This is a genomic window from Flavobacterium faecale, from assembly GCF_048320115.1.
GTDB lineage: Bacteria > Bacteroidota > Bacteroidia > Flavobacteriales > Flavobacteriaceae > Flavobacterium > Flavobacterium faecale_A.
In genome coordinates, this window is sequence record NZ_CP182943.1 from 1559593 (window position 1) to 1582674 (window position 23082).

24 protein-coding genes are annotated in these 23082 nt (G+C 36.1%); 5 read left to right on the forward strand and 19 right to left on the reverse strand.

Annotated elements, in window-relative coordinates; genetic code table 11:
- Positions 1–213: 213 nt before the first annotated feature.
- From ACNH59_RS06560 to aspS, 18 genes are all read right to left on the reverse strand, one after another.
- A complete protein-coding gene (locus ACNH59_RS06560) occupies positions 214–1428 on the reverse strand; it encodes an MFS transporter (RefSeq protein ID WP_418264631.1) in 1215 nt (404 codons plus the stop codon).
- A 530-nt stretch (positions 1429–1958) separates the two neighbouring features.
- Positions 1959–3329: an NADH-quinone oxidoreductase subunit N gene (locus ACNH59_RS06565; RefSeq protein WP_418264632.1), complete on the reverse strand. Its 1371-nt coding sequence runs from the start codon at positions 3327–3329 to the stop codon at positions 1959–1961.
- Positions 3330–3446: 117 nt separating this feature from the next.
- Positions 3447–3815, reverse strand: coding sequence for a four helix bundle protein (locus ACNH59_RS06570; RefSeq protein ID WP_418264633.1), 369 nt, complete (start codon positions 3813–3815; stop codon positions 3447–3449).
- Between the two features lie 107 nt (positions 3816–3922).
- The gene (locus tag ACNH59_RS06575; RefSeq protein WP_418264634.1) at positions 3923–5362 is read right to left on the reverse strand and encodes a complex I subunit 4 family protein; all 1440 of its coding nucleotides are present in this window, start codon (positions 5360–5362) and stop codon (positions 3923–3925) included.
- A gap of 10 nt (positions 5363–5372) precedes the next feature.
- Positions 5373–7256, reverse strand: coding sequence for an NADH-quinone oxidoreductase subunit L (gene nuoL / locus ACNH59_RS06580; protein WP_418264635.1), 1884 nt, complete (start codon positions 7254–7256; stop codon positions 5373–5375).
- A gap of 6 nt (positions 7257–7262) precedes the next feature.
- A complete protein-coding gene (nuoK, locus tag ACNH59_RS06585) occupies positions 7263–7583 on the reverse strand; it encodes an NADH-quinone oxidoreductase subunit NuoK (protein WP_418264636.1) in 321 nt (106 codons plus the stop codon).
- 1 nt (position 7584) lies between these two features.
- Entirely contained in the window at positions 7585–8097 is a 513-nt protein-coding gene (locus tag ACNH59_RS06590; RefSeq protein ID WP_418264637.1) for an NADH-quinone oxidoreductase subunit J, read from the reverse strand.
- A complete protein-coding gene (locus tag ACNH59_RS06595; protein WP_418264638.1) occupies positions 8097–8642 on the reverse strand; it encodes a NuoI/complex I 23 kDa subunit family protein in 546 nt (181 codons plus the stop codon). The genes ACNH59_RS06590 and ACNH59_RS06595 overlap by 1 nt, the downstream gene beginning before the upstream one ends.
- A 359-nt stretch (positions 8643–9001) precedes the next feature.
- Positions 9002–10054, reverse strand: coding sequence for an NADH-quinone oxidoreductase subunit NuoH (nuoH, locus tag ACNH59_RS06600; RefSeq protein WP_418264639.1), 1053 nt, complete (start codon positions 10052–10054; stop codon positions 9002–9004).
- A 3-nt stretch (positions 10055–10057) separates the two neighbouring features.
- On the reverse strand, positions 10058–11101 hold the full coding sequence (locus ACNH59_RS06605; protein WP_418264640.1) for a 2Fe-2S iron-sulfur cluster-binding protein: 1044 nt from the start codon (positions 11099–11101) through the stop codon (positions 10058–10060).
- 105 nt (positions 11102–11206) lie between these two features.
- A complete protein-coding gene (nuoF, locus tag ACNH59_RS06610; protein WP_418264641.1) occupies positions 11207–12574 on the reverse strand; it encodes an NADH-quinone oxidoreductase subunit NuoF in 1368 nt (455 codons plus the stop codon).
- A gap of 1 nt (position 12575) precedes the next feature.
- The gene (gene nuoE / locus ACNH59_RS06615) at positions 12576–13106 is read right to left on the reverse strand and encodes an NADH-quinone oxidoreductase subunit NuoE (RefSeq protein WP_418264642.1); all 531 of its coding nucleotides are present in this window, start codon (positions 13104–13106) and stop codon (positions 12576–12578) included.
- A gap of 120 nt (positions 13107–13226) precedes the next feature.
- A complete protein-coding gene (locus ACNH59_RS06620) occupies positions 13227–14465 on the reverse strand; it encodes an NADH-quinone oxidoreductase subunit D (RefSeq protein ID WP_418264643.1) in 1239 nt (412 codons plus the stop codon).
- 32 nt (positions 14466–14497) lie between these two features.
- Positions 14498–15019 (reverse strand): NADH-quinone oxidoreductase subunit C, encoded by a 522-nt coding sequence (locus tag ACNH59_RS06625; protein WP_418264644.1) that lies wholly within the window; start codon positions 15017–15019, stop codon positions 14498–14500.
- 4 nt (positions 15020–15023) lie between these two features.
- Positions 15024–15572 carry an NADH-quinone oxidoreductase subunit B gene (locus ACNH59_RS06630; protein ID WP_418264645.1) on the reverse strand — a complete coding sequence of 183 codons (549 nt, stop codon included), beginning with the start codon at positions 15570–15572 and terminating at the stop codon, positions 15024–15026.
- A gap of 118 nt (positions 15573–15690) precedes the next feature.
- A complete protein-coding gene (locus tag ACNH59_RS06635; RefSeq protein ID WP_418264646.1) occupies positions 15691–16056 on the reverse strand; it encodes an NADH-quinone oxidoreductase subunit A in 366 nt (121 codons plus the stop codon).
- 229 nt (positions 16057–16285) lie between these two features.
- Complete coding sequence (locus ACNH59_RS06640) at positions 16286–16480, reverse strand: cold-shock protein (RefSeq protein WP_108739554.1); 195 nt, start codon at positions 16478–16480, stop codon at positions 16286–16288.
- Positions 16481–16588: 108 nt separating this feature from the next.
- Positions 16589–18343, reverse strand: coding sequence for an aspartate--tRNA ligase (aspS, locus tag ACNH59_RS06645; protein ID WP_418264647.1), 1755 nt, complete (start codon positions 18341–18343; stop codon positions 16589–16591).
- 210 nt (positions 18344–18553) lie between these two features.
- Between aspS and ACNH59_RS06650 the strand changes: the two genes are divergently transcribed.
- The 5 genes from ACNH59_RS06650 to ACNH59_RS06670 all read left to right on the forward strand — a co-directional run bounded on the left by ACNH59_RS06650 (position 18554) and on the right by ACNH59_RS06670 (position 22317).
- Positions 18554–18901: a toxin-antitoxin system YwqK family antitoxin gene (locus ACNH59_RS06650; RefSeq protein WP_418264648.1), complete on the forward strand. Its 348-nt coding sequence runs from the start codon at positions 18554–18556 to the stop codon at positions 18899–18901.
- A gap of 179 nt (positions 18902–19080) precedes the next feature.
- Positions 19081–19428, forward strand: coding sequence for a toxin-antitoxin system YwqK family antitoxin (locus ACNH59_RS06655; RefSeq protein ID WP_418264649.1), 348 nt, complete (start codon positions 19081–19083; stop codon positions 19426–19428).
- Between the two features lie 170 nt (positions 19429–19598).
- Complete coding sequence (locus tag ACNH59_RS06660; RefSeq protein ID WP_418264650.1) at positions 19599–20873, forward strand: Y-family DNA polymerase; 1275 nt, start codon at positions 19599–19601, stop codon at positions 20871–20873.
- Entirely contained in the window at positions 20863–21303 is a 441-nt protein-coding gene (locus tag ACNH59_RS06665; RefSeq protein ID WP_418264651.1) for a LexA family protein, read from the forward strand. The genes ACNH59_RS06660 and ACNH59_RS06665 overlap by 11 nt, the downstream gene beginning before the upstream one ends.
- Before the next feature lie 312 nt (positions 21304–21615).
- Entirely contained in the window at positions 21616–22317 is a 702-nt protein-coding gene (locus ACNH59_RS06670) for a porin family protein (protein WP_418264652.1), read from the forward strand.
- Here the strand turns inward: ACNH59_RS06670 and ACNH59_RS06675 are convergent.
- A complete protein-coding gene (locus ACNH59_RS06675) occupies positions 22312–22917 on the reverse strand; it encodes a hypothetical protein (RefSeq protein WP_418264653.1) in 606 nt (201 codons plus the stop codon). The genes ACNH59_RS06670 and ACNH59_RS06675 overlap by 6 nt on opposite strands.
- Positions 22918–23082: the final 165 nt, after the last annotated feature.

Here is a 23082-nt window from a genome sequence, read left to right on the forward strand (position 1 = left end):
GGGCTAAAGAGGGATGAGTGTCTTGTCTTTGAAAATCCTTTGAGCAGAACTCTTATAAGTTTTTTTCGTTCGTTCGACAAAAAAAGGATTTTTCAATCGTTAAGTGATCGGTACGATTGTGCCAATTAGGGATATAGCATAGTAAACTGTTTTTTTGCAGTAGCCCATTGACTCGTTTCCGGACAAGTTTTAATCGAGTTGCTTTTTATTTTGTTATTGCAAAGCTTTAATTCGAGAAACTAAAAACGCAATGACCAAACCAAATAATCCAATAAAGGCAAATGAAAATCGGAGCCCAAAAATTTCAGCTATATACCCAATAACAGGAGGTCCCATCAAGAAGCCTAAAAAACTAACACTAGTAACCATGGCGATGGCTTCACCAGGCGGGATATGGGGAGTCTTGCCAGCGACACTGTAAATCGTTGGGACAATAGTTGAAACTCCTAAACCCACTAGCATAAAGCCTGCGGTAGCAGGGATTAAAAATGGGAAGAATACTGCTGTAAATAGTCCAGTCGAAATCATTATGCCGCTGATTTGGATAACCGTTTTTCTTCCAAATTTGGTGATTAATCCGTCGCCCAAAAAGCGTCCCGTTGCCATCATAATCATATACGAAGTATAGCCCAGCACAATAAGCGGTCCAGGTGCTTTTACGATTTCTTCAAAATAGATACCGCTCCAGTCAAACATAATTCCTTCACTCGCCATGCAACCAAAACCGATAATTCCCAACCAAAGCAGTGCAGGGTCAGGCATGGTAAACAGTTTTCTTTTTTCAGTTGACTTTGATGATTCTTTGGCTTTGACAAGGTATTTGTAGTTAAAACCAACGAGGATAAAGACGATTAACGCCACTACCAAAAAATGTTGGTATGGTGTCATTTTCAGTGCCAGCATACCAATCCCAATTAAAGCACCCGTAAAACCTGCAAAACTCCATACCCCGTGGTAGGAAGACATAATATTTTTGTTGAATAATTTTTCGGTATAAACACCTTGCGTGTTCACCCCAATATTATTCATGTTTCCGAAAAGTCCAAAAATATACAATCCAATGGCTAGTTGCCAGGCGTGTGTTGCCAAGCCCATATTGGATAAACTAACCGCATACATGATTAATGAAAATACTATCAAACGGTGACTGCCATATCGAGTGACTAGTTTACCTGAAAAAGGCATCATGGTCAATTGGCCAAAGGGTAATGCTAATAAAATACTTCCTAAATCGGCTGGACTCAAATCTAAGGCTAGTTTGATATCTGGAATTCGGCTTGCCCAAGTGGCAAAACACAATCCCATTCCGAAATAAAAAGAGGAAACTGCCCAGCGAATTCGCAATAAGTAAGATTGTTTGGCTTTTCTAAAGCTTTTTTTAATTTTTCCTTGCGCACGGTAGTTTCCTATAAAATTTAATCGAATCAAAATAGTGGTTTTGCTGTTTAAAGATGCAAAAATACGAAAGTTAACTTGGAGAGGAGGTTGTTGTTGAATTGGATTTTGGATTTTAACGTTTGAGTTTTCGATAAAACAAAAAAGTTGCAACCGTTTTATGTTGTTACAATTTCCGACGATAGGAGGGCTCGAGCGATAGCGAACAGGCGAAGCAATCTCAACAAGTAACTAAAGTACTGTACTTGCCAATCTTTGTGGCGCAAAGTTAGAGACATTTGTGCAGCAGCTACGCTTTGCGGAGCTAGGGTTCGCAGACAAAATACTAAGAGTCATAAAATTTATAAAGCCCAGTAACCACAATCTTGTCTTTCCGACGGTAGGAGGAACCTCCACAAGCAACTAAAGTACTGTATTTGCCAATCTTTGTAGCGCAAAGTAAGAGACATTTGCGCAGCAGCTACACTTTGAGGAGCTGGTTCATATATAAAAAAAACAGCCTAAATCATTTTCGGCTGTTTTAGTATAGTTGAGTTTCTGTTCTAAAAACAGAATAAGACGTTTTAAGCTAATAAATCCAATACAAGTGAAGGGAAGAGTCCCAGCGCAATATTCAATACGATTGCGATAACTGCAACGGCATATATAACTACAGGAGTAGCTGTTCTATCTTCGTTTGGTTCTTTGTTGTACATCGCTAGGATTAGTTTGAAGTAATAGCCCACACTGATGATAGAGTTGATTACCGCTACAATCACTAAAGATAGAAAACCGGCTTGAATCGTTTGGTTGAATAAAAACAATTTGGCAAAGAATCCTGAAAAAATAGGAATACCTGCCATAGACAATAATGACGCAGTCAATATAGCGGCCAATAGTGGGTTTGTTTTTCCTAGACCGTGGAAATTGTTGATGTCTTCGTTATGTTTGTTGTAGCACACGTATAACACCACGCTGAAGGCTGCAATACCTGCCAACGCATACGCCGAAGTATAATACAATAAAGTTCCTGCTGCGTTTTCGGTATTCAATAAAGTCATTAACATAAAACCAGCATGTGAGATTCCAGAGAACGCCAACATACGTTTTACGTTCACTTGACGCAATGCCATAATATTCCCCACGGTCATCGAAGCCATAGAAACGATAACAATAATCAATTGAAATTCAGTAGAAATCTCAGCGTTCATAGCTGTGAGTAATTTGAATAGAGTTGCAATTGCCACTACTTTTGCCAACGTACTCATTAAGGCAGTTGTCAATGCTGGGGAACCTTCGTAAACGTCAGGCGCCCAAAAGTGGAAAGGTACTGCAGCGATTTTGAAGAACATTCCGATAGTTACCAAGATAATCCCAATAGGAAACCAGATAGGCAACTCGGCTGAATACGATAATTCGCTAATTTCGATAATATCAAAAGTTCCCATTGCTCCGTAAATCATACAGATTCCGAATAAAATAAATCCTGAAGCAAAAGATCCCATTAAGAAGTATTTCATTCCCGCTTCATTACTTTTTATGTTTTTTCTATCGCTTGAGGCTAGTACGTACAAAGAAATAGATAAGATTTCGATACCTAAAAAGAACATCGCTAAGTTTCCAAAAGAAACCATCGCAACAGCTCCCGCTAATAAAAATAATTTAATTGCAATAAAATCAGAGATTTTAGATTGGTGAAACTCATAGAATTTATGACTCAATCCAATTAAGAAAATCGTTAACACAATAAACAAAGCTGAGAACGAAGTTGAAAACTTGCTCACTACAATCATGTTATTGTAATAGGTTTCAGGAGAATTAAACTCGGAAACGTTCAATCCTAAAACAGCCAACAATCCAATAATACTGATTGGAATAATTGCTTTTCTAAAGTCGAAAATTTCCAATATTAGGCATAAAATACCTAGTCCTACTATAGCTATTAATGTACTCATTATAAATATTTATGATTATTTCATTTAGGATCTAAAATTAAGGATTTAGGAATTTTGATTTAGGATTAATTACCTAAACGGATATTTCTTTTTCCATAATAAAAATCGTTAATCTGTTTATTGTTTTTTATTATTTCGTTCTTTTATTGTTCTAATTCCTGCTGAAAAAATAGCTGTCAATTCGTCGGCTTCTTTTATCAATTTTTCTAATTCTATTCGATCACATTCAATGTCCAAATCTTTAATAAATTCTAACCAAAATAAACTTTCATCCGACTCTTCGTCAACAATTTTTAATTTGTTTAAAAAATCAGCATCTGATTTTCCTCTGCAAACTGCACGATAATTCGCAGCAACCGATGAAGATGATTTAAAAAGTTGATAAGAAACCACATCAACGGCTTTACTTTTTTCAATAGCCATTAAAAACTTAAATACGTTTACCGCAAATAATTTCGTTCGTTTTTTTAATTCTTCTTTAGTCATTGTTTATTTAAGATTAAGGATTTTTTTTTTAGGATTTGTTGTTACGGTTAAAAAATAATCATCTAATATTCACAAGTCGACATTCCTAAATCCTAAATCCAGAATCCTTAATTTTTATTAATCACATTTAAAATATTCTGCAAACTCGGCGTAATCAAATCATTAATCGGTTTTGGATACAATCCGAAAATAAACAAGACTGCTACAATGAGAACCAATGCTAATCCTTCATTGAAATTTACTTCAGCAAAAGGCTTCGAATTTGTTTCTCCTAACATCACCTGTTGGTACATTTTCAACATATAGTAAGCTCCCAAAATGATAGTTGTTCCACCTAATACCGCGAACCAAATATTGATTTGTGACAAACTATATAAAACGGTAAACTCACCCACAAAGTTGAAAGTCGTAGGCAATGCTACAGATGCCAACACTAAAATCATGAATAAAGACGCAAATTTTGGTACTTGAGTACGAATACCGCCCATTTCTGCAATGGTTCTGGTTTCGTATCTTCTGTAAATGATTTCAGCTACAAAGAACAATCCAACTACTACAAAACCGTGAGCAATCATTTGTAAAACGGCTCCACGCAAACCGTCAAGGTTCAAAGCATAAGCTCCAGCTGCAATTAACCCCACGTGTGCTAGTGAAGAATAAGCCAATAATTTTTTCAAATCTTTTTGACGTAAAGCTACAATCGAACCATAGATTACACCTGCTATTCCAAGAGCAATCATAAGATCCGAATGCCCTTTTGCTGCTTCTGGTGCAATAGGCAATTGCCAACGAATCACACTGTACAATCCCATTTTTAACATGATACCCGAAAGTAACATGGTACCTACGGTTGGTGCTTTTTGGTACACCTTTGCTTGCCAAGTATGAAAAGGAATCAACGGAATCTTAATCGCATACGCTAAAAAGAAAGCCGCAAAAATCCAGATTTGTTCGTCAGCAGTTAAGTCTAAAGCATACAAATCTTCGATTAGAAAACTTCCAGCTTTTTGGTACAAATACACAAAAGCAATTAGCATGAATAAAGACCCCGCCAAAGTATAGATAAAGAATTTTACCACTGCATTTTTACGGTCTTCGGCATCGCCGTTACCCCAAATTAAAGCGATAAAGTAAATCGGAATCAAAGCCAATTCCCAAAAGATATAATATAAAAGTCCGTCAGCTGCCAAGAAAGTTCCCGCCATGGCAAAAGTCATAAACAAAATCAAACTGTAAATGTTTTTGGCATTTTTGAATTCTGTTCCAAAAGAAGAAAAAATAATAATTGGGGTCAAAGCCGTTGTCAATAACAACATCGCGATTGCCAATCCATCCGCAGCCAAAGCAAACGAAATTTTAGGTTGATTAATCCAAGGAGCAACAAAATTAATGTCTGTTCCAAGATTGAAATTGTTTAGCAAAACAACACTGAAACCTAAAGCTACTAAGCTAAAGAACAACGCTACTTTTGACGCTAATTTGTCTCCTGATACATAGGTTAAAAAGGCACCAACTAAGAGGATTATTAATAGAAGAGATACGTTCATAGTGTTATAATTATTGTGCTAAAAATAAGTAGGTTAGTATGGCGCTAAGTCCCAAAACAAAAATAAACAGATACAATCCAATACTTCCGCTCTGTACTTTTTTACCTTGAAAAGCTAATTCGTTCGTTATTTTTCCGAATCCTAAAACTAAAGATGATAATCCAGTTTCTACTTGGTCTCTGAAAAAGTTAGATAAAGCATTTGTAGATTTCACGAAAACAAAATCATAAGCTTCGTCCACATAATATTTGTTGTATAACGTTTTCGCAAAACCAGTAATCGCCTCATCCGCTTCAGGGACTTGTTTGTGTTTCAAATATTTATTAAAAGCAATTCCTATTCCGACCAATCCACCAACAACTGCAATCGCCATAAGTGCATATTCTTGTGTTCCAAAGTGGTGTGCTTCGTGTACTTCTTTCGAAAATAAGGGAGCTAAATATCCGTTCAACCAGCTATTGGTTGGCAAACTAATCAATCCACCAATTGCTGCTAAAATCGCCAAAACAATTAGAGGGAAAGTGATTAAAGCAGGACTTTCATGTAAGTGACTTTTTTGATTGTCTGTTCCTCTAAAATCGTTGAAGAATGTCAAGTATAACAAACGGAACATATAAAAAGCAGTTAATAGCGAGGCCAAAGAAGCAATAAACCAAAGTACTTTATTATGTTCGAAAGCCACCATCAAAATTTCATCTTTCGAAAAGAAACCTGAAAATGGAGGTATTCCTGAAATTGCTAATGAAGAAATTAGAAAAGTAATAAACGTAATTCCCATCCATTTTTTCAAACCACCCATATTGCGCATGTCTTGCTCTCCGTGCAAAGCGTGAATCACAGAACCAGAACCCAAGAACAAACAAGCTTTGAAGAAAGCGTGTGTGATTACGTGGAAAACGGCTACTTCATAAGCACCTAAACCTAAAGCCAAGAACATTAACCCTAATTGAGAAACGGTTGAGTAAGCCAATACTTTCTTGATATCTGTTTGTACCAAAGCAATTGTCGCAGCTACTAGAGATGTAACAGCACCTACAATCGCAATAATATTTTGTACTTCTGGCGCAAGGTCGAATACATAGTTCAATCTTGTAATCATAAAGATGCCAGCAGTTACCATCGTAGCCGCGTGAATCAAAGCAGAAACCGGTGTAGGTCCCGCCATCGCATCAGGCAACCAAGTGTATAATGGAATTTGCGCTGATTTTCCACATGCTCCAATAAACAAACAGAAAGCAGCAACAGATAATAAAGTCAAATCTAAGTCAGAAGCTGAAATGATTGCCGTTTTTAAACTGGCATAATCCAATGTTGAGAACATAGAACCTAAGATGAAAATCCCGATTAACAATCCTAAATCTCCAATACGGTTCATGATGAACGCTTTCTTAGCGGCATCGTTAAAATCTTGGTTTTTATGCCAAAATCCAATCAATAAGTAAGAACACAATCCAACACCTTCCCAACCAATAAACAATACCAATAAGTTGCTACCCATTACCAATGTTATCATGAAGAAGATAAACAGATTCAAATACGCAAAAAACTTGTGCATATTCTCATCATCGTGCATATAACTGATAGAGTAGAGGTGTATCAAAGAACCAATTCCCGTTACAAACAATAACCAAAGTACAGATAGTTGGTCCAATAAGAAACCAAAATCAACTTTGAAATTGCTAATCTCAATCCAATCAAACAGCTGAATCTGAATCGCTTCTTGCGTAGCATTAATGCGAGAGAAAAAGCATAAAGTAACAGCAAATGAAAGCGCAACGGTTAGTGTTCCTATTATTCCTGATGCTGTTTTGCCTATGTTTTTTCCGAAGAAGATATTAAATAAAAACCCTATAAAAGGAGCTAATAATAAGAGTAAAGCTAAATTTGTATCCATTATAGTTTATCCTTTTAAATTTTTTAATTTATCGATACTAATCGTACCCATGTTCTTAAATATAGAAACCAATATTGCTAGTCCTACCGCAACTTCTGCAGCCGCTACTGCCATCGAGAAGAATACAAAAATTTGACCTTGTGCATCTTGATGGTAAGTAGAGAACGCAACAAACAATAAGTTCACGGCATTCAACATAATCTCAATAGACATAAATACAATAATAGCATTTCGACGGTACAAAACTCCACAAACTCCAATACTAAAAAGTATCACAGCAAGGAAGATGTAATTTTCGATTCCTATTTCGTTTAAAATATTACTCATCTTATTTTTCTATTTTTTCTTTCTTAGACAATAATACTGCTCCAATCATTGCTACCAACAAGAGTACAGAAGCAAATTCAAAAGGAACCATGTATTCGTTCAACAATACTTTTCCAAGTACTTTTATCGATTGGTAATCTTCGCCAGTAGTTGTGTATTCACCTACAATTGGTTTCGAATTGATGAAAATCAATATCAAAACAATACAGATTAAACTAAAGGCTACAATCGCTCCCAATCTAGTAATCCTTGGTCGATGAACTTCTTTCTTTTCGTTCAAATTCATCAACATGATGGTAAACAAAAATAAAATCATAATCGCTCCCGAATACACAATCACGTGTACAATTGCCAAAAATTGAGAATTTAATAAAAGGTAATGACCTGCAATCGAGAAAAAACAAATTACGAGGTAAAGCGCACTGTGAATAGGGTTTCTGCTAAAAACCGTCAAAAAAGCGGTTGACAAAGTAATAGCAGCCAAAACACAAAATATAATAAGTATTGTTGACATTAATTAGCGTTTTTAAGTTGAGTATTTTGCATCGCCACATCAAGAGGCATCACCAATCTATCTTTTCCAAAAATAAAATCTTCTCTTTCGTAGCTAGACGGTACCAAAACTTTTGAAGTCGTCAAGTAAATGGCATCCTTAGGACAAGCCTCTTCGCACAACCCACAAAAAATACAACGCAACATATTGATTTCGTAGATTTCAGCATATTTTTCCTCACGGTACAAATGTTTTTCATCCGGCTTACGCTCCGCAGCCTTCATCGTAATGGCTTCAGCAGGACACGAAAGCGCACACAACCCACAAGCTGTACAATTTTCTCTCCCTTGCTCATCGCGTTTCAACTGGTGTTGCCCACGGTACACAGGACTCATCGTACGCACCTGCTCAGGGTACTGAATCGTAACTTTTCTTGAAAACAAATGCTTTAATGTAATCCACAATCCCTTAAAGATTGCAATGATGTACATCCGTTCTAAAAAACTCATCTCTTTGTGAGAGACTTGCTTTTTTCTTCCCGATAAGGATATGGTTTCTATTGCCATTTTTTAATTTTTATTTTTTGTAGCTAATCCTGCTATCCGCTCTATCTTGTGGGGGCCATAGGCCAGCCCCCACAAGGATGCCGCTGCTATCAGGGCTAGGGTATTCTGCTATTATTTACTATTTCTTTTTAATTTGAAGCTTTAGCTTAAAACGTAAATGAACTTGTACTTCTTCTATGTGCTAAAAGCTTCTATTTAATTTTTTTATAAACTTATATGTCTTATATGTTTATAAAAATCTTTATGTTCTATTACATTTTCAAAACCATCCAAAAACATTCCCAGCTTAAATGCTCTTAAATGTCTTATATGGTTTAAAAAACTTAATTCTTAATGGTAAAAAAATCTTTATGTTTTATCTAAAAACCTAAGAACACCGCAATCTCCGCTCTCAATATGACAATTCCCGTGATGATGATATTGAATATCGACAACGGAATCAATATTTTCCATCCCAAATGCATCAATTGATCGTATCTAAATCTTGGAATCGTCCATCTTACCCACATATAGAAAAAGATGAAGAAACATATTTTGGCAAACAAAACACCAATTCCAATTACGTTTCCAATATTTACTCCCCAGTTTTCAATTACCCATTCCATTCCAGGATAGTTGTAAGCTCCAAAGAACAATACCGCCAATATAGTTGATGAAATAAACATATTCGCATATTCAGCAAATAAGTAGAAACCCATTTTCATCGAAGAATATTCTGTATGGTATCCTCCAATCAATTCCGTTTCACATTCCGCTAAGTCAAAAGGCGTTCTATTCGTTTCTGCAAAAGCACAAATCAAAAAGATAAAGAACGATAAGGGTTGGTAAAACACATTCCAACTCATTCCTGATTGTTGTGCTGCGATTTCTTTCAAACTCAAACTTCCTGTCATCATCAACAAAGCAATGATAGACAATCCCATCGCTACCTCGTAAGATACCATTTGCGAAGCCGCACGTACCGCACCAATCAATGAAAACTTGTTATTGGAAGCCCATCCCCCAATCATGATGCCGTAAACCCCTAAGGAAATAATTCCGAAAACGTATAACAACGCCACATCAATATCGGTAGCTTGCAAGATTACATCACGACCAAAAACGTGTAATTTATCTCCCCACGGAATCACGGCGCTCGTCATCAAAGCAGTAGCCATCGCAATCGCAGGTCCTACATAAAACAAAAAGATATTAGGCGTATTCGGTTCAAATTCTTCTTTAGAGAATAATTTTAATCCATCAGCTAGTGGTTGTAACAATCCCCCTTTACCGGCTCTGTTCGGGCCAATACGGTCTTGCAACCAAGCCGCAACCTTACGTTCTGCTAGTGTTGAATACATTGCCATGACCATCGTAATGGCAAAAACAACAAGAATAACAATGCTTTTTTCTATAATAATTGCTGTATCCATTTCTTATGCATTAGTGTTATTCGTTTGCTCTTCTTTTCCGTTTTGCAAAGGAATAGCCGACATACTTATTTTTTTACGGTCTTGCTCTCTTCCTTTTAAGATACCTTCTTCAGTATTGATAGTAACCGTTTCTAACTTTCTGGTGTAGTTGTTTTGATTGATAACCGAATCTTTATCAAATTTTCTTGGGCCTTCAATCACCCAATCCGCTGGGTCTTTGTGATCAAAACGACATTCGTTACAAATGAATTCTTCTACTTCGTGGTATTGGTCTTTACGACCAGTCACTCTTTGGATTTCGTTACCAAACATCCAAACCGTAGTTTTTCCACAACATTTGTCACAATCTCTGTGCGCATTGTAGGGTTTGTTGAACCAAACTCTCGATTTGAATCTGAAAGTTTTATCAGTCAACGCCCCTACCGGACACACATCAATCATGTTTCCAGAGAATTCATTGTCAATCGCTTTTGAGATACAAGTCGAAATATTCGCGTGATCGCCTCTGTCCATTACACCGTGTACTCTATTGTCAGTCAATTGATCAGCCACTTGCACACAACGTTGACATAAAATGCAACGGTTCATATGTAATTGAATGTTCGGACCGATATCTTCTGGTTCAAAGGTTCTTTTTTCTTCAATAAAACGGGTTTTTGATTTTCCGTGCTCAAAGCTCAAATCCTGCAAATCGCATTCTCCCGCTTGGTCACATACTGGACAGTCTAGAGGGTGATTTATCAATAAAAATTCCGTCACCGATTGACGCGCTTCACGCACACGGTCAGAGTTTTTACTGTTCACTTCCATGCCGTCCATACAACCTGTCACACACGAAGCCATTAATTTTGGCATCGGTCTTGGGTCAGCATCACTACCTTTAGCTACTTCAACCAAACAACAACGGCATTTTCCACCGCTCCCTTTTAGTTTTGAGTAATAACACATCGCTGGAGGAACTGATTCCCCACCAATCATACGCGCTGCTTGCAAGATGGTTGTTCCTGCTTCAACTTCAATTTCTTGACCGTCTATTGTTACTTTCATTTTTTCCTCTCCCCAACCCTCTCCAAAGGAGAGGGAGTCATTGGGTTAATTATTAAGTTATTACTTTCTCCAAAATTCCTCCCCCTTGGGGAGGTTAGGTGGGTATTATACTGTTTGTTTCGCCACCAAATGCTTTACGCTTGAAAACGGTTCAGCTACAAAGTGATTTCTATTTTTAATTTTTTCAGGGAAACGAACATGATATTCAAATTCGTCTCTAAAATGACGAATCGCAGATGCTACTGGCCAGGATGCGGCATCACCTAATGGACAAATTGTGTTTCCTTCAATTTTTGATTGAATGCTCCACAACAAATCAATATCTTCTTCACGTCCTTGACCGTTTTCAATACGCCACAACACTTTTTCTAACCATCCTGTTCCTTCACGGCAAGGCGTACATTGACCACAACTTTCGTGGTGGTAAAAACGAGCAAAATTCCAAGTATTACGCACAATACAAGCCGTATCATCATACACAATAAATCCTCCTGAACCTAACATAGAGCCCGTAGCAAAACCACCATCACTCAAGGATTCATAAGTCATCAAACGATCTTCACCGTTAGCAGTTTTGAAAATCAAATCAGCTGGTAAAATTGGCACAGAAGAACCTCCTGGAACCAATGCTTTCAAAGGCCGGTCTGAATACATTCCTCCTAAGTATTCGTCAGAATTCATGAATTCGTCTACGCTTAACCCTAATTCAATTTCGTAAACACCAGGATTTTTGATATGACCTGAAGCTGAAATTAATTTGGTTCCAGTAGAACGCCCTACTCCAATTTTCGCATAATCATCACCCGAATTGTTTACAATCCAAGGCACTGCTGCAATGGTTTCTACGTTGTTTACTACGGTAGGGTTTGCCCACAATCCCGAAACTGCTGGGAAAGGTGGTTTGATACGTGGATTCCCTCTTTTTCCTTCCAAAGATTCAATCAAAGCTGTTTCTTCTCCGCAGATATATGCTCCAGCACCACAATGAACATGAAGTTCTAAGTCGTAACCAGAACCTAAGATATTTTTTCCTAACCATCCTGCCGCTTTCGCTTCAGCAATAGCTCTTTCTAGTATTTTAAAAACCCACATATACTCTCCACGAATGTAGATGTACGAAAGGTTTGCTCCCAAAGCAAAACTAGAAGTAATCATTCCTTCAATCAATAAATGCGGAATAAATTCCATCAAATAACGATCTTTGAAAGTTCCTGGTTCCGATTCGTCGGCGTTGCAAACTAAATGTCTTGGTTTTCCTGATTTTTTATCAATAAAACTCCATTTTAATCCTGCTGGGAAACCCGCACCACCACGACCACGAAGTCCCGATTTTTTTACTTCTTCTACCACTTCATCAGGCGTCATTTTTTTCAAAGCCTTCTCTACAGAGGCATAACCACCTTCTTTACGATAGACTTCGTAGGTTTTGATTCCCGGAACGTTTATTTTGTCTAATAATATTTTTTTTGACATCTTATTTATCGTGTAATATTATTTTATTCTCTCTACAATCGTCAATGATTTGGTCGATTTTCTCTTTCGTTAGATTTTCTTTATAAAAATCTCCCAATTGCATCATTGGAGCATAACCACAAGCACCTAAACACTCGACACCACGAACTTCAAAAAGTCCATCAGCAGTAGGCTCGCCAATTCCAACACCTAGTTTTTCACAGGTATAATCCATCAAATCCTCTGTACCTCTTAAACAACAAGAAGAAGTTTGACAAAATTCAAACATGTATTTCCCAATAGGACGACGGTTGTACATCGTATAAAAAGTAACCACTTCATATACTTCTACGGGTTTGATATTCAATATTTCAGCTACTTTGTCTTGCAATTCAATACTCAACCAGTTGTCGTGAGCATCTTGAACCTCATGCAAAACAGGCAATAAAGCGGATTTACGTTTGTCTGCTGGGTAATGACTGCACAATTCTTCAATTCGCGTCATCAACTCAGGAGTCATGTTTATTTCTTGTTTGTAATGTGTTTTTTCCATAAGCCCCACCCCAACCCTCCCCAAAAGGGAGGGAGGTTTTACGTGAATTTATATGTTATTAATTTTTTTCAATTCTATATTTTTACCCTTTATAATATTCCCCCTTTGGGGGTTAGGGGGCTACGCATCTAATTCTCCTGCGATTACATTCAAACTGGACAAGATAACAATGGCATCGGATAACATTGCTCCTTTAATCATGTCAGGATATGCTTGGTAATAGATAAAACAAGGTCTTCTGAAATGCAATCTATAAGGAGTGCGACTTCCGTCTGTTACCAAATAAAATCCTAGTTCTCCATTTCCACCTTCTACAGGATGGTAAATTTCAGCCACTGGAACTGGAACTTCTCCCATTACAATCTTGAAATGGTAAATCAAAGATTCCATATTGTGGTAAACATCTTCCTTTGGAGGAAGGTAATAATCGGGAACTTCAGCATGGTATTCGTTTCCGGGAGGCATTTTAGCCAATGCTTGACGAATGATGCTTAAACTTTCCCAAACTTCGGCATTACGAACGCAAAAACGGTCGTAAGTATCGCCTGATTTCCCTACTGGAATATCAAATTCGAAATCTTCGTAAGAGCTATAGGGTTGGGCCACACGAACGTCATAATCAACACCTGCTGCACGCAAGTTTGGACCTGTAAATCCGTAAGCCATTGCTTTTTCGGCTGTTATTGGACCTACATTTACGGTTCTATCGATAAAAATTCTGTTTCTTTCGAATAGGTTTTCGAATTCTTTCCAAGCTGGTGGGAATTCTTCAAGAAAAGTATTTAGTAATTCGAATACTTTAGGTGTCCAGTCTCTTTCGAAACCACCAATTCGACCCATATTTGTTGTCAAACGAGCACCGCAAATTTCTTCGTAGATTTCGTAAACTTTTTCTCTAAATTGAAATACATACAAAAAGCCAGTATAAGCACCAGTATCAACGCCCAAAATGGAGTTACAAATAATATGGTCTGTAATACGTGCCAATTCCATTACAATAACGCGTAAATATTGTGCACGTTTAGGTACTTCAATATTTAGTAATTTTTCTAAAGTCATCCACCATCCCATATTGTTGATAGGAGAGGAGCAGTAGTTCATGCGGTCTGTAAGTGGAGTGATTTGGTAAAACGGACGATTCTCGGCGATTTTTTCAAATGCACGGTGAATGTAACCAATGGTTGGCTCTGCTTCTAAAATTTTTTCACCATCCATCAACAAGATATTTTGAAAAATACCGTGAGTAGCTGGGTGAGTAGGTCCTAAATTCAGGATCGAAAGCTCACTTCCGTCTTCGTTTAGTTTTTCCTTCATTATTTTAGCATAGCGATGCTCTGGTGGTAATAATAGTTCTGACATTTATAGTATGTGAAAAATTATAGTTTTTATTTCTAGCAATTGCTAGGTGTTCTTCCAAAGAAACGGTCGTCTTTATCCGTTCGTCCGCCATCTTCTAATGGGAATTCTTTTCGCATTGGGAATGAAACCATTTCATCCATGTTCAAAATCCTTTTTAATTGAGGATGTCCTATAAAATTAACTCCATAGAAATCATAAGTTTCTCTTTCCATCCAGTTTGCTGTTGGAAAAATAGTAGTTATTGATTTTATTTCTGGATTTTGTCCGTTGATGAATGCTTTGATTCGGATTCTAGTATTTTCATACCAGTTATGCAGGTGATATACGATTACCATTTGTCTGTCAGCTTCATTTTCAGGATAATGCACGCCGCATAAATCTGTTAAGAAGTGAAAACGCAATTCGGGATCGTTTTTTAAGAAAAGAATAATGGCGCTTATTTTTTCAGCAGGAACTTCAACTGAAAGAATGTCTCTTTCTTGTTTAAAAGTAAAAGTGATATCGCTGAAAGTAGCTGATAATTTGTCTTGAATTTGAGCTGTTTCTAATGCCATTTTCTTATTTGATATTGTATGAAGCTAATAATTCTTGATATTCTGGAGAACTTCTTCGTCGAACAGATTCTGATTTTACTAATTCTTGTAATTTCATTACGCCATCAACAATTTGTTCTGGTCTTGGAGGGCATCCTGGTACATAAACATCAACTGGAATCACTTTGTCAATTCCTTGTAGAACAGAGTAAGTATCGAAAACACCACCAGATGATGCACATGCTCCTACGGCAATCACCCAACGAGGTTCTGCCATTTGTTCATAAACTTGACGTAAAATAGGTCCCATTTTTTTAGAAATAGTTCCCATAACCATCAGCATATCTGCCTGACGCGGAGAAAAACTCACACGCTCAGAGCCAAAACGAGCCAAATCATAGTGAGAAGCCATGGTTGCCATGAATTCAATACCGCAACAAGAAGTTGCAAAAGGTAAAGGCCAAAGTGAATTTGCTCTTGCTAGTCCTACCACATCATTCAATTTTGTAGCAAAAAAACCTTCGCCAACAACACCTTCAGGAGGTGAAACCATATTTACTTTTGAATCAGACATTTTAATATTTTAGATTTAGGATTTTAGATTCAGGACTTGCCTCAACTAAAATCTGTATTTTAAATCATTTTATCATTTTGAAAATCTCAAATCAAGAAATCTCAAATGCTAAATTTTACTATTCCCATTCTAATGCTTTCTTCTTGAGGATATAGAAAAAACCTACTAAGAGTAAAAGCATGAAAATTATCATCTTAATTAATCCTTCGATTCCTAATTCTTGGAAGTTGATCGCCCAAGGGTATAGAAAAATAACTTCAACATCAAACAATACAAACAAAATAGCTACCAAGAAATATTTTACTGAAAAAGGGATGCGGGCGTTTCCTACAGATTCAATTCCGCACTCAAAATTTCTATCTTTTGTTTCTGACCTTCTCTTAGGTCCTAATTTTCCGGAAACAACTATTGTTCCAGCTACAAACCCTACTGCTAGCAGGCATTGCATGAATATTGGAATGTAATTTAATTGGTCAGTCAGCATCCTTTATTGTTATAAAATTGTTATTTACGACAAAGATATAATTCGATACACTAAATCACAACATAATTTAAACAATAAGTTATAATATTTTCTTAAAAATTTACAGTCTAAATAGTAATTTTTGGGAGTTTTTTTCTTGCTATTTTTTTAGTTATGCAAAAAAAAGACGTTCCAACTAATGTTGGAACGTCTTTAAACATTCGATGGTAATAAAAAAAAAATTTTATTCTTAGATAACTGCTACTTGAGCTGCAACTTTACCTTTTCTTCCTTCTTCTTCTTCGTAACTTACTCTGTCACCTTCGCGTAATTCTTCCGCGTTGATTCCTGAAGCGTGAACGAAAATGTCTTTTCCTGTTTCTTCGTCTGTAATGAATCCGTAACCTTTAGACTCATTGAAAAATTTAACTGTACCTGTACGCATTGTAATAGTAATAATAATTTATAATGAGGCAAATGTAATATTTAATACAATACGAATACTAAAATTGTGTGTTTTTTTGTAAAAATAATTGATATTCAGCGTTTTCGCTTATTTTTTTACGTTTAAATTAATATGTAACTCGTTTAATTGAGAAGGATCAATTGCCGATGGAGCATCAATCATTACGTCTCTTCCTGAATTGTTTTTAGGGAAGGCAATAAAATCTCTAATCGTTTCTTGTCCACCTAAGATTGCTACCAAACGATCCAATCCAAATGCTAATCCTCCGTGTGGTGGTGCTCCAAATTGGAAAGCGTCCATTAAGAATCCAAATTGTGCTTTGGCTTCTTCTTCAGTAAACCCTAGGTATTTGAACATTAGTTGCTGTGTTTCTTTGTCATGAATACGAATCGAACCGCCACCAATTTCGTTTCCGTTCAATACCATATCGTAAGCATTGGCACGTACTTGACCAGGATTGGTTTCTAATAAATGTATATCCTCAGGTTTTGGAGAAGTAAATGGATGGTGCATAGCATGATAACGACCGCTTTCTTCATCAAATTCCAATAATGGGAAATCAACTACCCATAATGGAGCGAATTCTTCTGGTTTTCTAAGTCCTAAACGAGTTGCCAGTTCCATACGTAAAGCAGAAAGTTGTGCTCTGGTTTTGTTAGCTGGACCAGATAATACAAAAATCATATCACCTGCTTTGGCTCCGGTAACTTTTGCCCAGTTAGCCAAATCTTCTTGATCGTAAAACTTATCTACTGATGATTTGTAGGTTCCGTCTTCGTTGCATTTTGCATACACCATACCTGATGCACCCACTTGTGGACGCTTTACCCAATCAATCAAAGCATCTATTTCTTTGCGGGTATAATTGCCAGCTCCTGGAACGGCAATTCCTACTACCAATTCGGCTGTATTAAAAACTGGAAATTCTTTATGTTGTGCAAATTCGTTCAATTCACCAAATTCCATCCCAAAACGGATGTCCGGTTTGTCATTTCCGTAGGTTTTCATTGCATGCTCGTAGGTCATGCGTGGAAATTTGTCTACTTCAACTCCTTTGATTTCTTTAAGTAAATGACGTGTTAGTCCTTCAAAAATGTTTAAAATATCTTCTTGTTCTACAAATGCCATTTCGCAATCGATTTGTGTGAACTCGGGTTGTCTGTCAGCACGTAAATCTTCGTCGCGGAAACATTTTACTATTTGGAAATACTTATCCATTCCACCTACCATAAGCAATTGCTTGAAAGTTTGTGGTGATTGCGGTAAAGCATAAAATTGTCCTTCATTCATTCGAGAGGGAACAACGAAATCTCTGGCGCCCTCAGGAGTTGATTTAATAAGGTAAGGTGTTTCCACTTCGCAAAAGTCTAAATCAGAAAGATATTTGCGAACTTCCATGGCTACTTTGTGACGGAATAACAAACTGTTTTTTACAGGATTTCTTCGAATGTCTAGGTAACGGTATTTCATACGGATGTCTTCACCGCCATCGGTTTCGTCTTCAATGGTGAAAGGAGGCGTGATAGCGCTATTTAATATCGTTAGTTCTGAAACTAAAATTTCAATTTCACCCGTTGGGATATTTTTGTTTTTGGCTTCACGTTCAATAACAGTTCCTTTTACTTGAATGACAAATTCACGTCCTAAGGTTTTGGCTAATTCAAAAACGGTTTTTTCGGTACGACTTTCGTCAAAAATAAGTTGGGTGATACCATAACGATCTCTTAAATCCACCCAGTTCATAAAACCTTTGTCTCTAGATTTTTGTACCCAACCCGCTAAGGTTACTTCTGTATTTATGTGTGATGCGTTCAGTTCTCCGCAATTATGACTTCTATACATATCCAAAATTTTATTATTTCGTCTTTTTTTAGACTCGGCTGCAAATTTAGGACTAATTATGAAGAATGGATTGAGAAATGTATTTTTTTGTTTAGGTTTTTGTTTTCCAATGTTAAGTTTTCTTCAATGTTACCAAATTGTTACCAAATTGTTTTTTTAATGTAAAGCGGATGCTTATCTTTGTAGTATTAACCCCTAAAACTTTTCAAAATGAAAAAATATATAATAATTACTTTAATGTTAGTATCGGGAATGCTATTCTCTCAAAATATTCAACCTAAGTTGGAAGTAGTAAATAAGATGGTAAAAGCCACTTATTACCATGATAATGGACAAGTTATGCAGGAAGGTTTCTTTAAAAATGGAAAACTACAAGGCGAATGGACTTCTTATGATGTCAACGGAGCAAAGACTGCCATTGCTAATTATGACCAAGGAAAAAAAGTAGGCAAATGGTTTCATTGGAATAGCAGTTCGCTAAATGAAGTGGATTATTCTAATAATAGAATTGCTTCAGTAAAAAATTGGAAAAGAGAAGCTATTGCTGATGATAACTAGTAGAATAGTTTTTATAATTTAAATTTTAAGGCTTTCGAATTGTTTTCGAAAGCTTTTTTTAGCGTAAAAAAAATCCAATGTTAAGTTTTTAGCAATGTTACGAAATTGTTACCAAATAGTTTTTTTAATGTAAATATTGTTTTTACATTTGGAAAACAAATCATTAAAACTTTATCACCATGAAAAAATATATCATCCTAGGAGCAATGCTAATTTCAGGAATTTCATTTGCAAACGAAACAAAACCAAAATTAGAAGCAGGTGCAAATAATACTGTTGTGGCTACTTATTATTATGATAATGGTCAAGTGCAACAGCAAGGTGCATTTAAAGACGGTAAACTTCATGGAGAATGGGTTTCATTTGATGCAAATGGAAAAAAGATAGCAATAGCAGAATACAACAATGGCGAAAAAGTTGGGAAATGGTTCCATTGGTCAGAAGGAACATTAAATGAAGTAGATTATGCTGCTAATAAAATTGTAGCGGTTAAAAACTGGAAAAATGAGAGTTTGGTAAATAATTAAATTTTAGATAAATTTAAAAGAGAACCCCGGAAGTCTGTCGATTTTCGGGGTTTCTTTTTGTGGTATAGAAGGTTGGTATTTGTAATGTCATTAAGGAGGAGTTATCAACAACAATAAAAATTAACTTTTGGAGTGTTACTCCATGGTTGTTGATTGTGTAATTTTGTAGCATGTATGCATTAGTCGATTGTAATAATTTTTATGCTTCGTGTGAGCGGGTTTTTCGTCCAGAATTGAACGGAAAGCCTATTGCTATCTTGTCTAATAATGATGGCTGTGTGATTTCTCGCAGCAATGAAGCTAAGGTAGTAGGAATTCCTATGGGAGCGCCTGCATTTCAAATTAAGTCCATTGTACAACAACATCAAGTACATGTTTTTTCTTCTAATTATGCTCTTTATGGTGATTTGAGTAGGAGAGTCATGGCGATTTTAGAGCAATTCACACCTCATGTAGAAATTTATAGTATTGACGAAGCTTTCTTAAATTTTGACGGACTGCATATTACAGATTATCATGATTATGGTATTCAAATTAGAAAAAAGGTCCAAAAATGGATTGGAATTCCTGTGTGTATAGGGTATGCACCCACTAAAGCCTTGTCTAAGGTAGCCAATAAGATTGCCAAAAAATTTCAGGAACGAACAGGAGGGGTGTATGTTATTGATACTGATGAAAAACGAATCAAAGCTTTAAAGTGGACAAAAATAGAAGATGTTTGGGGAATTGGTCGGCGTTTGTTAACAAAAGTAAAAGCCCGAAACATTCATACGGCCTATGATTTTATCCAAATACAACATGAAGCTTGGATCAAGAAAGAAATGGGAGTAATAGGGATGCGGTTAAAATACGAACTCGAAGGACAATCTGTTCTCGATTTAGAAACTACTGTAGAACAAAAAAAGACCATTACAGTCACCCGAAGTTTTCCAAAACAAATTACAGAATACGATTTGTTGCGCGAACGAATTACGACTTTTGCTGTAGTCTGTGCTGAGAAACTTCGCCGACAAAAATCTTGTTGCCACACCATTATAGTGCTGTTATTGATAGATAAGCACAGTGTAGAAACGTCTAAATATTATTTTAATGCGGCAATTCATTTGCCATTTGCTACCAATTCGAGTTTGACAATTGCCAATGCAGCAGTAGATTTGTTCAAAAAATTACACAAAGGTAATGAACAGCTCCGATTTAAAAAAGCTGGAGTGATATTGGGGGAACTCATTGATGAAGACAAAAAACAGTTTCAACTCTTTGAAGACGAAAATCCGAAACACTTGGCATTAATGAAAACAATTGACCAACTCAATAAAAAAATAGGCTATTCACAAGTCAAATTGGGAACTCAAAATTTGCGTTTGACTTGGGATATGAAACAAAATCATTTGTCGCCAAAATACACGACTAACTTTAACGATATTCTTGAAATCAATGTCTGCTAAAAAACAATCCAAACTAATCTTCTATAAACCCGATTATGAAAGTGAATTGAAGATTCCTTTTATTCCGGATGGGGTTTCGGCAGGATTTCCTTCGCCTGCAGCTGATTTTACAGAGAATAATATCGATCTTAATAAAGAACTCAGCGAAAATCCATTGGCTACTTTCTATATTAAAGTCAAAGGCAACTCTATGGTTGATGCAGGAATTGAAGACAAAGACGTTCTTGTAGTTGACAGAAGCCTAGAGCCTACTAACAATAAAGTTGCGGTTTGTTTTGTAGATGGGGAATTTACTGTTAAACGAATTCAATTGGATCAAGATTGTTTGTATTTGATGCCTGAAAACAAAGACTACCCGCCCATAAAAATCACCGAAGAGAATGAATTCATCATTTGGGGAATTGTGACTTATGTGATTAAGAAATTATAAAGTAGTTTTAATGCGTTATTTGGGTTTATAGACACTAATAATTTGTTTTTTAAATCTAAAGGATGGAGGACTTGTTCCGCTGAAACTTCACAATACAATATAAACAGCAGCTTAAAAAATAAGGGACTATTTTTTCACACTGTTCTGTTTTTAATCTTCATACTTTATTTCTTGCCTTCGGCTGTTTCTAATCAAGGTTAGAAGTTATATTGCATCAGGAAAATAAGAATTCAAAATGAATCTCTCGAGTGCTCGTTATAAATATTTATATTTGTAAGACCTTTGAATTTTTATTAAAATTAGTATAATACAATGCGACAGCTACTCTTTGTTTTTTCTATGTTTTCGTTTCTTAATTTGTGTGCGCAAGAGGAGCTTAAAGCCGAAAAATCTCCAATCATAGCGATTGATTCGTTATATCGAGAGGATCAGTTTTATTTTGGATTTACTTTTAACAATTTGAAAAACAAACCTGCTGATTTGTCTCAAAATAAATTCTCCACTGGTTTTTCGGCGGGTTTTTTGAGAGATATGCCAGTAAATAAAAAAAGGACTGTTGCCATAGCTTCAGGTGTGGGATTTACCTATAATAATTACATCCAAAATTTAGCTATAGAGCAGATTGGTGAAACAACAAATTATAGTCTTTTTTCCTCATCAGCTGATTACAGTAAGAACAGGTTTTCGCAACTTTTTGTAGATGTTCCAATTGAGTTTCGTTGGAGAACATCAACTTATGAATCCTATAAATTTTGGCGTGTTTACGGTGGTGTCAAGTTCAGTTATTTGCTCTACGATCGCTATGTCTCTCAAGTTGACGGGAAAAGAACGGTCCTTACAAATAACAGCGATTTCGATAAATTGCAATATGGTATTTATGCTGCAACGGGATATAATACATTTAATGTGTATGCCTATTATGGTTTGAATGGGCTTTTTAAGTCGGCTAAACTGAATAATGAAAGTATCGATATGCAGGCCTTCAATGTAGGTGTTATTTTCTATATTTTATAACCATAAATACATCAAGAACATTTGAGGAATACTTCCTAGTAGAAATCCTATAATCAATTCTTTACGGCTATGCGCTTTCATTTCTAGTCTAGAGGCTGCTACTGCAGCATTCATTACAATTAAAAAAGTGACTAGAATAGTGTTGTGTGTTTGAAAATGCATATTCAATCCGAATACAAATAGTGTCAAGGCGCTGATTCCCATCATGTGAAGGCTCACTTTTGTCTTCGCAAATAGTAATAGCAAAGCTATAAGTGTACTTAATAAAGCTCCCAGAAAGAAAAAATGAAATTCGGGATATTGTTCAATGGTAATCCCTTTTTTGACTAATAAAATGATCAAAAAGCACTGAATCACTAAGGGCATTTTTCGCTCTGCTAATCTCGGTGCCATCGCTGAACTAATCTTGCCTATAGAGCGCAGGAGATAAAAAACAATCAAGGGAAAAAGGATAGTAATTACAATAACTTGCAAAAAGACGATTGCTTTTTCTTTGGTTAAACTATATGAATGATTGGCAAATACATAAAAAAAAGTGGCGTATAGAGGAACAAATAGAGGGTGAAAAATATAAGAAAAGGAAATTAGAAACTTTTTCAAAATGGTGGTTTAGTGGTTAGAGAAACAAATATAATAAAATAGGTTAAGGATTTAAAACCCTTGTAATTTTTCAATCCGCTTAGGATACAAGAGGTTAGAAAATATATAGTTGTCTATGTTAAGAAATGATTTAGAAATGTTATTTTTGAGAAAGATTATACAGTA